The sequence below is a fragment of the Vibrio sp. E150_018 genome, assembly GCF_053544035.1.
The window spans coordinates 296656-311705 of sequence record NZ_JBHGNY010000003.1 but is presented as its reverse complement, the minus strand read 5'-3'; the positions used below and the strand labels follow the sequence as shown (position 1 = coordinate 311705).

The window sequence follows — 15050 nt, the reverse complement described above, 5'->3', positions numbered from 1 at the left end:
GATCACTGGCGCGTTGATTAGCGAGTCGTTTTCTTTTGTGCTTGAACGAGATCAATAACTGATTGATATTCGCTGACAGAAGTATCTTCTAAGTGTAGTTTCCCGCCTGTCGCTTTCATGAAGCATTCGTGTTGTTCTTTATCCAACTGCTTAACCGCCATAACAAGCTTCTCTTTTAATTCCTTATCCATATTACCGCGAACGATCGTCGGGCCATTTGGAATCAGTGGTGATTTCCAAATAATACGTAGCTGTGACATTAGGTCATCAAAACCATTTTCTTTCACTTTACGTAAAGCACCAGCTGAATAGCCATCATCACGGTTTCCAACCATAGAAGACCAAGTGACTGATGCATCAAACTGACCATTTAATACGCCTAAAATATCTTGCTCATGACCACCAGAAAAACCGACTTTATTAAAGAAACCGTTAAACTGGTTATCCATGTTTCCACCTAACGTTTGCTCAAACTGGTTGTTTGGAATTAAGAAGCCCGATGTTGAATCAGGATCAGCAAACGAGAACACCTTACCTTTCAAATCTTCTAATTTTTGATAAGGGCTATTGGCTTTCACTAATACAACTGAGTGATAACCTTTAGAATTATCTGTGTCATCAGTGGTAATCCCTACTAGCTCAACTTTACTTTTATCTTTTAAATAAACGGATGCATATGCTTTTGGAGACATATTTAATACAAGATCAACTTGATCACCCAATAAACCCTGAATAACAGCACTATAATCGGATGCGTTACGAATATTGACGGTTGCACCGGTTTTTTCTTCAATAAACGATTTGGCACATTGATTATTGCCTATTTGTGCTGTTGAGTTCTCACCCCCTAGTACACCTAGGTTAATCTCTGTGTTTGCCTGTGCAGTCATACTACATAGACCCGCAGCGATCATGGTAAGAGTCAGTAATTTCTTCATTGTGTGTTCCTTTCCAATTGAATATAAGTTAATGATTACTTAAGTGTTTATTTAGTTAGCTAATTTGTTCGACTTCATCGCCATACAGCGTATGTAAGATTTCATCGGTTAATCCATCAGGCGACCCGTCATAAACGACTTTGCCTTTCTCTAGCCCAATGACACGCGTGCAGTATTGCTTCACCAATTCGATCGAGTGAAGGTTGACCATAACCGCGATCCCTTCATCACTGACTTTCTGTAAAGCATCCATAATTCGAGTCGTATTCTTAGGATCTAAAGATGCGACTGGTTCATCCGCTAACAGAATTTTGGGTTGTTGCATTAATGCTCGGCAAATGGCGACACGTTGTTGTTGGCCACCAGAAAGGTTTTCAGCTCGTTGAAGGGCGTGAGGTAAGATTTTTAACCACTTGAGTAGTTCAATGGCTTTAGCTCTATCTTTATCATCAAAGATTTTAAACATGGATTTCCACGTTGGTGTGTAACTTAATCGGCCAAGTAGTACATTGGTGATAACGTCTAACCTAGGCACCAAGCAGAAGTTCTGGAAAATCATGCTGCATTGACTGCGCCACTGCCTAAGTTGTTTTCGAGGCATAGTGACGACATTTTCCCCTTGGCCACTGATATCTAAAATCTCACCAGAGCTAGCTTCAATAGTGCCATTTAATGTATGAAGCATGGTTGATTTTCCTGCTCCAGAGCGACCAATGACCGCTACAAACTCCCCTTCGTATAAATCAAAACTAATGTTATCTAAAACATTTTTTCCGCCCTTGTAGGCTTTGGTGAGTTGATTAACGGTTAATAATTTCTTTTTGGTTTTAAGCGGGCTTGCTATTTGATCTCCGAGACGGATGTCTTGGTCAAACATAGTTTCCGGGGAAATAAAGTAATTTAATGTATGGTTATCATTTGATTGGTACATAATCTCATTCTTCTTAATTCTCAAATCTGATATAAATTAAGAAGAAACACTGTGACACTTTAAATACAAATCAGTGACGGAATTGAAATATTAAGATTCCGAAATGAAAAAATGATGTCGACAAGTGATGGCTAGACAAGGAAAGCCGGAGCTTAGATGAATAGATATGTATTTTTGAAAATATTATCGTTTAAATTAATTTTTTGTGATCTTTAGTGCTGAAACAAAAAAACCTAACGCGCGTTAGGTTTTTTTGAGACGCTTAATTTTTACGCTAGTGATGTTATTGAGAGGAATTACTTCTCTTGATTCATTTGAGTTTGTTGTTCAATGCATTTATCAACGAGTTGTTTAGGTTGCAGGCTTACTATATTGTATTCTCCCTGTGGGTTGCGGAATACTTTAGTAACATAAGCGTTACCATCATCTATGGTAAATACGACTTTGTAGTTCATACCAGCTACAACTTGTTGTTCAACAGAAAGTATCTCTTTGAGCGTATGACTGCCTTTCATACTTGAGATAGCCAATAACGCAGATTGCTTCGCTTCTGGTGTTATCTCAGCTTTTTGCCAGCCGCCAACGAAGCGTTGAGTCGTTTGACATTGAATTTTCAATTCTGGGTTTATTTCTTGTGTTTGCTCTGATGAACTACATGCCGATAAAACGATAGCAGCTGCAGATACAGTAAGTAATTTCTTATACATAGTAAGACCTTAAATTTTCTAGTTACTTGAGTGTATATAAATTTAAATATACAGATATTATGTACGATATTCGTCGATTTCTATATAGGCTTCGTCAGTAATTTTAGCAATTTGTTTGTCATCTTCGATTTCCTAACCACTCCTTGCAAACTAAGCGGTAGAGAATAATGTGATAACGACATTAGTGATCGAAAATGATCACTAAATCCCTGATGTTTCAAGTCGATAAGCAGATTGAAATATTTGGTAAGAACCATTTGAACAGCTAAGGAAAGTAAGGCTCTATTGAACGAGCCTTCAAACATATTGTTACGATTCATAAAATGGGATTCTTGATGACAAAAAAATGAGCAATTAACCGCCTGCAAGTTTAACCTTATGTCCTTTTTTCTCTAGATGAACTTTAATTTTCTCTCGATTATCGCCTTGAATTTCAATGGTGCTGTCTTTCACACTACCACCGCAGCCGCATACTTTTTTTAGTTCGGCAGCCATTAATTTTAATTCGGTGTCATTCATATCCAGGCCAGTCACTACACAAACGCCCTTGCCTTTACGGCCTTTGGTTTCTCTTTGAATGCGAACAATACCGTCGCCTTTTGGTCGTTGTTTCACTTCTTCTTTAGGTTTAATACGACCGACTTCGGTTGAATATACGAGTGACATAATACCTCTTTTATTACGGTTTATTTGTTTTTCTAATATACCCTTCGTACTTGAAGCTGCAGCTTTACGCCAACGCTCATTTACTCCAATCGACTAGGCAAGCTATGTTCATGGGGCTTCACTCACTTGTGCCTTACTGTAACTCCCATTACTTTGGGTATAATAGTATAAGAAGTCACTACAAGATGCTATTTTCAGTATGCACAAGCACTCATTTAATAAGGTGAATAATGAGAAAGAAGATTCCATTGATGTCTGATCCTGCCCAATTAAAAGAAAGTATCCTATTGTTTTCTAAAACGATTAGTTATCAAGATTTTGTTGAATTAACTCATGGTCTTTATTCGCATAACTCGTTGCTTTCTATGGTCAATGATTGGAATCGTTTTGTTGCGTTTTGCTCCACTCGTCATGTCAGTCCGTTGCCCGCTTCTGTTACCGCCATTCGCTTGTTTTTAGAGCATGAAAGTAGGCAAAGAAAATATGCCTCTATACGCCGTTATAGTTTAACTATTGGCCTAGTACATCGCTTACATTCACTTCCAGAACCAACTAACCATAGACAAATTCACTTTACCCTATCAGCATTACGCAACATGAAAAAAGGTGACGCCGCTCAGGCAACGCCTTTTACTGAAAAGCATCTTAATGAGTTATTTAAATGCTTAGCTGAAAGCGATTCAATAAAAGATCTGCGTGATTTGTTGATATATAGCCTAATGTTTGAATGTTTTTTAAAGCGTGGGCAATTGCGAGACTTAACACTACATCAACTGGATTTATCCAATGATGAGTGCGTTCAGCTGATGATTGGGGATAATACTTATCAACTGACTCCAAGAACCAGCCAATTACTTCAAAAGTGGTTAACTTTGTTGGGCGATGAATATCAAGGTGCTTTATTTTGTCGAATCGATAAACATGGCAACTTAGGGAGCGAATCGTTAAATGATTCGTCGATCTATCGGGTGTTCCGCCGAGCGAGTGATCTCCTTAATCTACCTCAGTATTTAGCGTTTTCTGGTCAATCAAGTCGAGTGGGAGCCAGTCAGGATTTATATAAGAAAGGTTATAATTTACGACAAATTCAGCAATTGGGGCGTTGGACGAGTGCCGTTATGCCGGCTCAGTATATTGGTAAGCATGCCCTATCAGAATCCGAACAATTATTGTTTAAAAAAATAAAAAGCTGGGATTAACCAGCTTTTATTTATTGTCGAGTTTTACGCGATTAGGCTTATCTTAAGCTATTTTTAATCGAGCTTTCTAGGAAATCGCTGAACTTATGGCCGTTATGTTCCATTAATTTAGGGAACATCGATATTGGCGTCATACCCGGGAAGGTATTCACTTCATTTAAGTAGATATCGCCTTCTTTGGTTAAAAAGAAATCAATACGTGACAGGTTCTTCAAATTCATATGCGTAAACACTTTACGTGAATAGTCTTGAATTGCCTGTTGCTCAGCGTCGCTAAGCCCTTGAGCTTCTAATACAGTCGATGAGTGGCTATCTGCACTGTATTTTTCATCGTAAGTATAAAACACACCGTCGGGCGCAATGACTTCACCTGGCTTGGTGATCACCAGTTCGCCATCAAGTTGATAGGCAGCAACTTCCAATTCTCTTGGTTTTACCGACTTCTCGATAAGCACTTGATCTGAGTAAGTAAAGGCCTCGCGAACTGCTTGTGCTAACTTGGCTTTTTCAGTCACGCTGTAGCAACCTACTGATGAGCCTTGTCTTGCCGCTTTAACGAAAACCTTTCCCCATAAATCAAAGGCTTGTTCAGCAGTTTCAATCGACTGGTCATTGTTTTCGGTTAAAAAACGGTATGGAGTATTCGGGATACCTAAAGCGTCATACCATAATTTTGAAGTGATCTTGTTAAAGCTATTAGAGCTCGCTTCTGGACCACAGCCTAAATATGGAATGTTGGCCATTTCAAGCAAGGATTGAATATCGCCAGTTTCGCCGGGGAAACCATGAATACAAGGCACAACAAAATCAATCGCATGCGAAGGGAAGCCTTCGCCTTTTAGGCAGGAATGAGCAATGTCTAGCTCTACTTTCTCTCCAGAAGAAACAAACCAAGCATCTGTTTTTATTTCAACTTTAATGACGTTGAAATCTGGAGTAAGACTAAGTTGTTGCTCAAGGTATTGGGCTGAAACCAGTGACACTTCATGCTCAGAAGAACCACCACCACATAAAAGTAAAATATTTTTCATCTTAATTTCGACGCTGTTTATGTTAACGCTATACACCAATCATAATGCTTTATCGTTCGAAGAGCAGTACAAAATCGCGTTAAAGTCCTAAATCATCATAAAAAAGGAGCGCATCAGCACCCCCTTTGTTTGTTTTTTATTCTTGTTCCAGAGTTTGAATCTCTTATGGTAGTTTTTTCAACGTTGGATACTGTGAATTAGTAATCGATTTTACGCTTTTCACAAATGGTCCCATATTTTGGTAGCTTGCAGGTAGACGCATAATGGCATCTTTCGCTTCTTCTGCCGTTTTAAAGTTACCAAATAATAAGCTGTGCCATTGTTTACCATTAACCGTTTTTACGTTTTCCCACTTAGGCTGATTTTCTGGCAAGCCTTTTGCGGTATTGGTTAAGAATTTCTCACTTTGCAGTGCCGCTACTTGAACAAGGTAATGACTCGTTGCTGGTTGAGCAACATCATCTTGTTCTGGGTAAAATACTTTAACATTAGACTCCGAAGATTCTGCTTTGGTTTCGTTTGCTGGAGGGCTCAACTTAACAACTTTCTTGCTGGATTCAGTCGGCGTTTCAAGCGTTGCTGGCTCAATCACGCTTGTCTCTGTAGTTTGAGTTGAGTTTGTCGTTAAATCTTGCTCTAAGGGCGCTTCAGATTCAGTGAGTGGTTGAGGCACTTTATCGGTTTGATAAGTTTCTTGATACGTTTCTGTAGACACTTCGTCATCGTAATTGGCCGATGAACAAGCTGCTAAAAATAGAACAGATAGAGAGATAATAGCTATTTTTTTCATAATAAGACCAAAGTGTTATAAAAACTCTCAACATCATGCCTCTGCCATGCTTGAATATCAAGGCGATTAAAGAATGGAAAGTGATATGTTTGTAAATTTTTTCGGTTGTAAAGACGAAAAATAGTTAATTATAGCGATAGATCACATTGATAGGTTTGGGAAAGCGATTCGATAGTAATATTGATTATGATATACCCTAGTGACTTCAAAGAGTTTAGGTGGGAATATGCTAACGTTAGATAAACTGTTAAAGCCAAAGTCTGTTGCGGTTATTGGTGCTTCGCAGCGCCCTTTTCGCGCCGGCTCTATCGTTATGCAAAATTTGCTCAATGGTGGCTTTCAAGGCGCGATCATGCCAGTGACCCCAAAGTATCAATCCGTGAGTGGTGTCCTTGCCTACTCTAGTATTGATCAACTACCACTAATTCCCGATCTCGTCATCATTTGTACCAAAGCGAAATACAATAAAGTCATTTTTACTGAGTTAGCGGCGAAAGGTGCTGGTGCGGTGATCGTGGTTTCATCGGATATGTATCAACCTGAGCAAGATTCTGAGCAAAGTATAGATGAAGAGTGTTTAGCTATCGCACGTCAATCCGGTATGCGAGTGTTAGGCTCTAACAGTTTGGGTTTAATACTTCCCTGGGCTAAGTTAAATGCCTCTCTTTCCCCGGTGACAGCGTCACAAGGTAATATTGCTTTTATTTCTCAATCTGCGGCTGTGTGTACCACCATTCTTGATTGGGCGACCGATAAACAAATTGGTTTCTCCGCTTTTGTATCGCTTGGCAATGCTGTTGATATTGATTTTCCTGAGTTGTTAGATAGCTTATCTGTTGATAACAAAACCTCCGCTATTTTGTTGTATGTTGACTCGATTAAAGATGCCAGAGCTTTTATGTCAGCCGCTCGGAGTGCGTCACGTAATCGTCGGATCCTGGTTTTAAAATCAGGGCGTAGTGTTGAAGGTCAGCAAGCCGCTTCGCTACATACGCGTGGCCAGCAAAGCATCGATATTATTTATGACTCTGCGATTAAACGCTCTGGAATGCTACGAGTAAACAATACGCATGAGCTGTTTGCCGCTTTAGAAACGTTAACTCATTCGGTACCACTACGTGGTGAGCGTTTAGCCATTATGACCAATGGTGGCGGCCCGGGTATTATGGCAGTTGATGAATTGATTCACCGTGGTGGTAAGCTTGCGACATTAACAGAAGAAACGATTGAACAATTAAATCAAATCTTACCGTCAAGCTGGTCTCACAGTAATCCAATAGATCTTGTTGGTGATGCGGACAGTCAGCGCTATGCAAAGGCAATGGATATTCTACTCGGCAGTGATGCGATTGATGCTATATTAGTCATGCACAGCCCTTCTGCTATTTCTCATCCAACACAAACTGCTCAAGCTTTGATTGAAATGATAAAGCAGCATAAAAAGAGTCGACGTTTTAATATCTTGACCAATTGGTCTGGTGAAAGTACGGCAAAAGAAGCCCGTTCTTTGTTTACTCAAGCAGGTATTCCGACCTATCGAACTCCTGAAGGTGCGGTTGGTGCTTATATGCACTTAGTCGAATATCGACGCAATCAAAAACAGTTAATGGAAACCCCTTCTTCTGTCGAATCACGTAACCCTGAGCAATTATTGCAAGCGCAAAGTTGGATTCAGACCCACCTTGAAGAATCGATTAGTCTGTTTGATTCCCACCAAATTGACGGTTTATTAAAAAGTTATAATATTTCGGTACTTCCTACGTGGTTAGCCTCAGATGCCAGTGAAGCGGTACATATCAGTGAAAAAATTGGGTATCCGGTGGCGGTGAAATTACATTCCCCCGATATTGTGCACAAGTCGGAAGTACAAGGTGTGATGTTGAATTTACGCAATGCCAATGAAGTTGCCAGTGCCACCCAAGCCATTATGGATAGAACATCGTTGCTTTATCCTTCTGCCTTAATTCATGGTGTTTCGGTACAATGCATGGCGAGTCGAGCTGGTTCTCAAGAGTTAAGAATTCGCATAGAAAGTGATCCTATTTTTGGTCCTGTGATCATGCTCGGTCAAGGTGGTACTGAGTGGGATGTAACTGAAGATGCTTCGGTTGCCCTACTGCCTTTAAATATGGCGTTAGCGCGTTACTTAGTGATACGAGCTATGCGAATTGGTAAATTGCGTTTAGAACAGTTGCCAAATCCAGTTGATACTATCGCTTTATGTGAATTATTGGTTCGCTTATCGCAAATGGTTATCGATAATCCTGAAATTCGTAGTTTAGATTTGCATCCATTATTAGCTGCTGGAAATGAATTTACCGTTATTGATGCCCGCTTGGAGTTACAAGCTGCCAATGGCAATAAAAGGCAACGTTTAGCCATTAAGCCTTATCCTGTTGAACATGAAGAAGTGACACAGCTAAAAAATGGTCGGCGTTGTTTGGTACGCCCAGTATTACCAGAAGACGAAGAAAAAATGGCTTCATTTATCACCCAAGTTTCTCGTGAGGATTTGTATAAGCGTTTTTTCTCCGATGTTGGTGAATTTAACCACGAGGCGTTGGCCAATTTAACGCAAATTGATTACGACCGCGAAATGGCCTTTGTTGCCACACAAACTAATGAGAAAAACCAAGAAATCTTACTAGGTGTTGCTAGAGTGATCGCAGATCCTCACAACTATGATGCAGAATTCTCGATTTTGATTCGTTCTGACCTAAAAGGCATTGGTCTTGGAAGGTTACTGATGGAAAAACTCATTGCTTATAGTCAAACCAAAGGCACTGTTCGCTTAACCGGAATAACAATGCCATCCAATAAAGGTATGGTTCAGTTAGCCAAAAAGCTGAACTTCAAAACAGAAATCCATTTTGAAGACAACATAGTTGATATGCTTTTAATTCTCTAACAAGCAGTGGGTAGGTTTATATCCACTGCCAGTGGTCTAGTATCCGCAGTTGACGTTAATTAAGGCTGGCGGATTTCCAGTATTTCTTAAGGTATTGAATACACCAAGACTTCGCTTTACCCATTTTATTGCGTCGCCATGCAATCACCATCTCTACTGGTTGAGTTTCACTTCCTTCAATCATTTTTAGTTTACCTTGTTCGATCAAAGGTGCGGCTATATGCTTAGGTAATGTTCCAATTCCAATGCCTGCACATAATGCTTCTACCTTGGCTGGAAAATTACTAACGGTGAGTCTAGGTTGATCATCCGCTAAATTTTTACTTAACACTGGTGAATTACGAGCAGAATCGGCAACTGCAATGGCACGATATTTATTACGAGTATTTTGATCAAAAATTGACGTTCTTTTATGCACGATATGGTTAGGTTCTGCCACCCATAACATGTTGATAGTCCCTAACGGCTCTATTTTAATATCAATCGGTGTGTGTTCCATTTTCGCGCAAACTAGCAAATCGGCACGCCCATAAGCTAAAGCTTCCCAACTGCCTGCGAGTATTTCTTCTTGTATCTTAACCCGAGTTTTTGAATGGCTTTCCAGCTCTTTCACTAATGGAAAGAAAAACTCAACGGGTAATAAATCATAAGCAATGGAGATTTCTAATTCCCAACCATGCGCCAGTATGTTGGCATCTTCAACTAATTCATCGGCAGCCAATAGAATTGAACGTCCTCTTTCCAACAATAACTGGCCTGCATCGGTAAATACCGCTTTGTGCCCTGAACGATCAAAAATGATAAGGTCGAGATCTTGTTCTAGTTTTTGCACCTGATAACTCAAAGATGATGGCGCACGATTTAATTCGTTGGCAGCTGCTGCAAAGCTCCCTCTTCTTGCTATGGCATCTAATACTTGCAGAGCTTCCAATGTAATACTGTTGTTCAAATCATTTTCCTTATTTTTCACTTGCTTAAATGTGATGATGTTCACAATTAATATAACTGTATGACTTATCAGTGAACTTTTATTAATGGCTTTAATTTATTGTTTTTAAATGAATTTAACGCAACCATTTTTCAATAATGTAAAAGAATTGTCAAAATAAGCAATACAAATGATAGTTATTATCATTCTTATTTATTAGAATGCGTTCGAAAACAAACATAGAGAATGGAATAACTATATGTACACCCACAAAATAAAACCAACATTACTTGCGATTACGATTGCTTCCACTTTAACTCCAGCAGCTTATGCGGCACAAGAACTAACTTCGCTTCAAGAAGTGGTCGTTTCGGCAACTCGAACAGAACAAAACATCAAGGATGTGTCTGCTTCCGTTGAAACCGTTTCGTCAACCGATGTCGATAATCAAATGGCGACAGATCCACAGCAAGCATTAAAATATACCCCAGGGGTTGATGCTGAAGGGACTGGTCGATTTGGCATTTCTGGATACAACATTCGAGGAATGGAAGCTTCACGCGTTAAAGTGATGGTCGATGGTGTTGAACAACCGGTTCCGTACAACCCAGGATCAACCGAACAACGCTCCTACCCTAATAATATCGAAATTGACACTTTAAGCGCGATAGAGGTGAATAAAGGCCCTTCTTCTACCCTTTATGGTTCTGATGCGTTAGGTGGTGCAGTACTGTTTAAAACCAAAGATCCTTCAGATGTTTTGGTAACCGACAGCGATGAAAATCGTTTTGGTCTTAAGTCCTCATATACTTCAGCTGATGAAACGTTTAAAAATACCCTTACATGGGCGATGCGATATGGTGATTTAGAAACACTACTCATGCTAACTTATGCTGATGGTCAAGAAACAGAAACGCACTCTGATGGTGCTGATGTTACCGGATTTGATCGTGGCCAAGCAGATCCTGCCGATAAAGATATTAGCAACCTACTTGCTAAAGCTTATTATCAAGTGAATGAAGCTCACCGGATTGGTGTCTCATTAGAATACTACCTGAGAAATTACGATGAAGATGAATTGTCATACGATGATTACTCTATTTCATTCCCAGGTATGGGGCCTGTAATAACGTATACCAATAGCTACAATGAAGACCAATCAGAGCGATTACGAGTTGGATTTAATCATGAATGGTTAATGGATGCCGCGATTGCAGATAGCTTAAATTGGTCGCTTAACTACCAACAAAGCGATTCCTTAAGTAAGAACTATGACACTACCACTGGAATGATGGCTAGTGGTGAGCGAATGCGTGAACGTGATGCTACCGATAAAAGCGTTCAGTTTGATTCTCAATTCGATAAACTCGTTGAATTTAATAGTCATTATCACCAATTTACTTATGGCGCCTCTTTTATTCACGATAAATTTGAATTGGATAATACTGACTATAAATATGATTTAGGGACTGTTGGACCAGGTAGCACGGGAATGCCGGATGCTACCTTGACCAAATGGGGTATCTACTTCCAAGACCAAGCTTTCTTTTTACAAGAACGCTTAATCCTAACTGCCGGTATTCGTTATGATTCGTTTAAAACCGAACCTGAAAGCGATGATGGATTTGCGACTAATTACCCAGACAGTGATAGTGATGCTGTGACGGGTAAATTAGGTTCGGTATATCACTTTAGTGATGGGTTCAGTGGGTTTGCTCAAATAAGCCAAGGCTTTAAAGCCCCTACTGTTTATGACCTTTACTATTTTTATAATCAAGGAGCGATTATTGAGCCTAATCCAGATCTAAAACCAGAAAAGAGCATTTCTTATGAAGTGGGTTTCCGTGGTCGTAGTGAAAGTACTCGTTTTGAAATTGTCGGTTTTTATAATGATTACTCTGACTTTATCAGCGATATCAATCTTGGTACTGATGCGAGCAGTGGCAAAGATAAATATAGTAAAGAAAACATTAATAAAGCGGAAATTTACGGTGCTGAATTCTCATCTACAACTATGTTAGATACTGCGTTCGGTGCACCAAAAGGTTTTTACTCCAAGCTTTCTGTTGCTTATGCCGAAGGTCGGGATAAAGACACTGGCGAGCATCTTGATTCTGTAGCTCCGCTAACTGGTAATGTTGGTTTAGGTTATGACAGCCTTAATTTTGTGTTCGGTGGCTTACTTAACGTCACGATGGCCGCGAGTAAAGATGATTGGTCTAGCGATGAATACAAAGATGCACCGGGCTATACTTTGGTGGACTTAACCGCGTATTACCGCCCTATTAATGACTTAACGCTTCGTGCGGGCTTATTTAATGCGTTTGATAAGAAATATTGGCATTACTCTGATCTAGAACGTGGTAACACTCCAGGATCAAAAAATGTTGATTTTTATACTCAGCCAGGCCGTAATTGGGGCGTAAGTTTAGATTACCAATTTTAAGTTCCTAGCTAACCTTAGCTGACGTTAATAAAAATCTCACTAAAATGAAGACTCCTATGTTTCATAGGGGTCTTTTGGTTTCGGGTTTCTTTAATACCAATCAAATTAGTTAGATGATCAGAAATTGCGAAGGAAAAAGTCTTGAGAACAAGGCATAAATTTCGATAAGTAGTTACTCTACAATCAAAATTTATAACGTAGTTATCGAGGCTTTTAACAAGAAAGAATGATTAGATAATTAATGCAATTGGTATAAATAGGCTTTAAACGAAAAAAGCCAGCAATCGCTGACTTTTATTGAGTTAACCAAATCAATTTACACTAAAAAGTGGTATTAAAGATTATGTAAATGATTATGGTTGTTTAGACATCTCATGCTTTACCATTACTGCACTTGCAACAATAAAAGCAATGATCAGACCTAGTGATAATGACATGTTTTTCCCCTGATTTAAGTAGACCTAAAGTAAAAATTGGGGGAATTATAACCATGTTTGTTATGAAAATGTAGTGAATAGTTTGTTTTTGCGATCAAGGCATTATTTTGTACTTAAAAAGAGCAACTTAACATTGCTCTTTTTAATCGTTTATTTCTTATGCTTCAGGATAACCTTGTGGGTTATTAGATTGCCAACGCCACGTATCTTCTGTCATTTGCTCTAATGAACGTGTGGCCTTCCATTGTAAGTCTGCTTCTGCTTTCGCCGGATCGGCCCAGCACTCAGCGATATCACCAGGACGGCGATCAACAATTTTATAAGGTACTTTCTTGCCAGATGCTTTTTCGAAGGCGTTAACCATTTCTAGTACGCTATTGCCATTACCAGTCCCTAGGTTATAAATATGAAGACCTTGCTTACTACCTACATGTGTAAGCGCAGCTAAGTGGCCATCAGATAAGTCCATCACATGGATATAATCACGTACACCAGTACCGTCAGGTGTTGGGTAATCACCCCCAAACACAGATAAGAATTCACGACGACCTACCGCAACTTGAGAAACAAAAGGCATCAAGTTATTTGGAATGCCTTGAGGATCTTCCCCTAATTCACCTGATGGATGAGAGCCGACTGGATTGAAGTAGCGTAATAGCGTAATGCTCCAATCTGGGTTGGCTTTTTGGAAGTCTGTTAAGCACTCTTCTACAATTAATTTACTGCGGCCATAAGGGTTGGTCGCGCTGGTTGAAAAGTCTTCTAAAATTGGCACAGAAGCCGGATCGCCATATACCGTGGCTGAAGAGCTAAAAATTAACGATTTAACACCAGCTTCACGCATTGCATCAACAAGAACTAAAGTACCGTGGACATTGGTATCGTAATACTCTAGTGGTTTTTCAACTGACTCACCGACGGCTTTTAAACCAGCAAAATGAATGACAGATTCAATATCGTATTGTTTTAAAACTTGGCTTATTGCTTGCTTGTCGCGGATGTCACCTTCAACAAAAATGGGACGAACACCGGATACTTTTTCAATGCGATCAAGTACGGTGGATTTACTATTATATAAGTTATCAAAAATGATTGGCGTCATACCTGCTTCAATCATTTGAATACAAGTGTGACTGCCTATATAACCCATACCACCGGTGACTAAAACAAACATAAAAGCCTCTATATCAACAAATTATTACTTGGGTCTAACCTTACAACATTGTGTCTTGTAGATATACCCTTAGAGTGTCAATATTAAAATCTCAAATATACATAATAGACTATGATTGGTGCGCGAAAATGACACTTGAATCGGCAAAATTAAAACTCAATTGCGATATGGGCGAAAGCTTTGGTCATTGGACGATGGGAAAAGATGAAGCCATTATTCCTTATGTTCATATGGCTAATATAGCTTGTGGTTTTCATGCTTCCGATCCAGATATCATAGCAAAAACGATACAACTTGCCGTTAAACATAATGTCAGTATTGGCGCCCACCCTTCTTATCAGGATTTATTAGGTTTTGGTCGACGTTCTATTGCGCATACACCAGAACAAATTTCTCATCTCATTAGCTATCAAGTGGGGGCGATTCAAAGCCTTGCCGCGCTTTATGATACGCAAGTTGACTATGTGAAACCTCATGGCGCTTTATATAACGATATGATGGCGGATCTTGAGGTTTTTGAAGCGATTGTGCAAGCTGTTATGCCAACAGGACTGCCCTTGATGGTGTTAGCCCAAAAAGATAATACCGCCTACCTAGATATTGCTGATGAGTATAATGTTCCGCTGCTTTTTGAAGCTTTCGCCGACCGTGCTTATAAAAGTGACGGTTCGTTAGTTCCCCGAAATAACCCCAATGCCGTACATCAAAATGCGGAAGATATTTTTTACCAAGCGATGCAGTTGGCAAATTTTGGAACAGTTACAACTATTAAAGGGCATACGCTCGAATTACAAGCAGATACCCTTTGTGTGCACGGTGATAATGAGGAATCTATCGCGGTGCTTAAGCGAATCTATACCGCACTCACTCAACCTATCGTTTAAGAATGGTTAAA

12 protein-coding genes are annotated in these 15050 nt (G+C 39.6%); 4 read left to right on the top strand and 8 right to left on the bottom strand.

The features are described from left to right. Positions 1 to 17: 17 nt before the first annotated feature. From phnD to yciH, 4 genes are all read right to left on the bottom strand, one after another. On the bottom strand, positions 18 to 938 hold the full coding sequence (gene phnD / locus ACE3G9_RS06220) for a phosphonate ABC transporter substrate-binding protein (RefSeq protein ID WP_417878959.1): 921 nt from the start codon (positions 936 to 938) through the stop codon (positions 18 to 20). 55 nt (positions 939 to 993) lie between these two features. After that, entirely contained in the window at positions 994 to 1869 is an 876-nt protein-coding gene (phnC, locus tag ACE3G9_RS06215) for a phosphonate ABC transporter ATP-binding protein (RefSeq protein ID WP_417878958.1), read from the bottom strand. A gap of 296 nt (positions 1870 to 2165) precedes the next feature. Further along, positions 2166 to 2576 carry a cystatin domain-containing protein gene (locus ACE3G9_RS06210; RefSeq protein ID WP_417878957.1) on the bottom strand — a complete coding sequence of 137 codons (411 nt, stop codon included), beginning with the start codon at positions 2574 to 2576 and terminating at the stop codon, positions 2166 to 2168. Between the two features lie 354 nt (positions 2577 to 2930). Next, a complete protein-coding gene (yciH, locus tag ACE3G9_RS06205; protein ID WP_417878956.1) occupies positions 2931 to 3242 on the bottom strand; it encodes a stress response translation initiation inhibitor YciH in 312 nt (103 codons plus the stop codon). Positions 3243 to 3472: 230 nt separating this feature from the next. On the opposite strand from yciH, the gene ACE3G9_RS06200 reads away from it, so the two are divergent. Beyond that, positions 3473 to 4441, top strand: a complete 969-nt coding sequence (locus tag ACE3G9_RS06200) for a tyrosine-type recombinase/integrase (RefSeq protein WP_449218692.1) — start codon at positions 3473 to 3475, stop codon at positions 4439 to 4441. A gap of 38 nt (positions 4442 to 4479) precedes the next feature. Here ACE3G9_RS06200 and ACE3G9_RS06195 read toward each other — a convergent pair whose 3' ends face one another. Further along, a complete protein-coding gene (locus ACE3G9_RS06195) occupies positions 4480 to 5478 on the bottom strand; it encodes a D-alanine--D-alanine ligase (protein WP_449218728.1) in 999 nt (332 codons plus the stop codon). Between the two features lie 157 nt (positions 5479 to 5635). Beyond that, positions 5636 to 6262 (bottom strand): SPOR domain-containing protein, encoded by a 627-nt coding sequence (locus ACE3G9_RS06190; RefSeq protein ID WP_449218691.1) that lies wholly within the window; start codon positions 6260 to 6262, stop codon positions 5636 to 5638. Between the two features lie 226 nt (positions 6263 to 6488). Here ACE3G9_RS06190 and ACE3G9_RS06185 point away from each other — a divergent pair, with 226 nt between their 5' ends. Next, positions 6489 to 9170, top strand: coding sequence for a bifunctional acetate--CoA ligase family protein/GNAT family N-acetyltransferase (locus tag ACE3G9_RS06185; protein WP_449218690.1), 2682 nt, complete (start codon positions 6489 to 6491; stop codon positions 9168 to 9170). Positions 9171 to 9225: 55 nt separating this feature from the next. On the opposite strand, the gene ACE3G9_RS06180 is transcribed toward ACE3G9_RS06185, so the two are convergent. Next, positions 9226 to 10119 carry a LysR family transcriptional regulator gene (locus ACE3G9_RS06180; RefSeq protein WP_417878952.1) on the bottom strand — a complete coding sequence of 298 codons (894 nt, stop codon included), beginning with the start codon at positions 10117 to 10119 and terminating at the stop codon, positions 9226 to 9228. A gap of 238 nt (positions 10120 to 10357) precedes the next feature. Between ACE3G9_RS06180 and ACE3G9_RS06175 the strand changes: the two genes are divergently transcribed. Continuing rightward, positions 10358 to 12544, top strand: a complete 2187-nt coding sequence (locus ACE3G9_RS06175; protein ID WP_449218689.1) for a TonB-dependent hemoglobin/transferrin/lactoferrin family receptor — start codon at positions 10358 to 10360, stop codon at positions 12542 to 12544. Positions 12545 to 13138: 594 nt separating this feature from the next. Here ACE3G9_RS06175 and galE read toward each other — a convergent pair. After that, positions 13139 to 14155 (bottom strand): UDP-glucose 4-epimerase GalE, encoded by a 1017-nt coding sequence (gene galE, locus ACE3G9_RS06170; protein ID WP_449218688.1) that lies wholly within the window; start codon positions 14153 to 14155, stop codon positions 13139 to 13141. Positions 14156 to 14283: 128 nt separating this feature from the next. Here galE and ACE3G9_RS06165 point away from each other — a divergent pair, with 128 nt between their 5' ends. Then, positions 14284 to 15039 carry a 5-oxoprolinase subunit PxpA gene (locus tag ACE3G9_RS06165; RefSeq protein ID WP_449218687.1) on the top strand — a complete coding sequence of 252 codons (756 nt, stop codon included), beginning with the start codon at positions 14284 to 14286 and terminating at the stop codon, positions 15037 to 15039. The last annotated feature ends 11 nt before the right edge of the window (positions 15040 to 15050 follow it).

Coding starts and splice junctions, on each gene's coding strand:
- ACE3G9_RS06210 (WP_417878957.1), bottom strand. CDS start 2,576: ATGTATAAGAAATTACTTACTGTATCTGCAGCTGCTATCGTTTTATCG.
- ACE3G9_RS06185 (WP_449218690.1), top strand. CDS start 6,489: ATGCTAACGTTAGATAAACTGTTAAAGCCAAAGTCTGTTGCGGTTATT.
- phnD (WP_417878959.1), bottom strand. CDS start 938: ATGAAGAAATTACTGACTCTTACCATGATCGCTGCGGGTCTATGTAGT.
- ACE3G9_RS06175 (WP_449218689.1), top strand. CDS start 10,358: ATGTACACCCACAAAATAAAACCAACATTACTTGCGATTACGATTGCT.
- yciH (WP_417878956.1), bottom strand. CDS start 3,242: ATGTCACTCGTATATTCAACCGAAGTCGGTCGTATTAAACCTAAAGAA.
- phnC (WP_417878958.1), bottom strand. CDS start 1,869: ATGTACCAATCAAATGATAACCATACATTAAATTACTTTATTTCCCCG.
- ACE3G9_RS06200 (WP_449218692.1), top strand. CDS start 3,473: ATGAGAAAGAAGATTCCATTGATGTCTGATCCTGCCCAATTAAAAGAA.
- galE (WP_449218688.1), bottom strand. CDS start 14,155: ATGTTTGTTTTAGTCACCGGTGGTATGGGTTATATAGGCAGTCACACT.
- ACE3G9_RS06190 (WP_449218691.1), bottom strand. CDS start 6,262: ATGAAAAAAATAGCTATTATCTCTCTATCTGTTCTATTTTTAGCAGCT.
- ACE3G9_RS06165 (WP_449218687.1), top strand. CDS start 14,284: ATGACACTTGAATCGGCAAAATTAAAACTCAATTGCGATATGGGCGAA.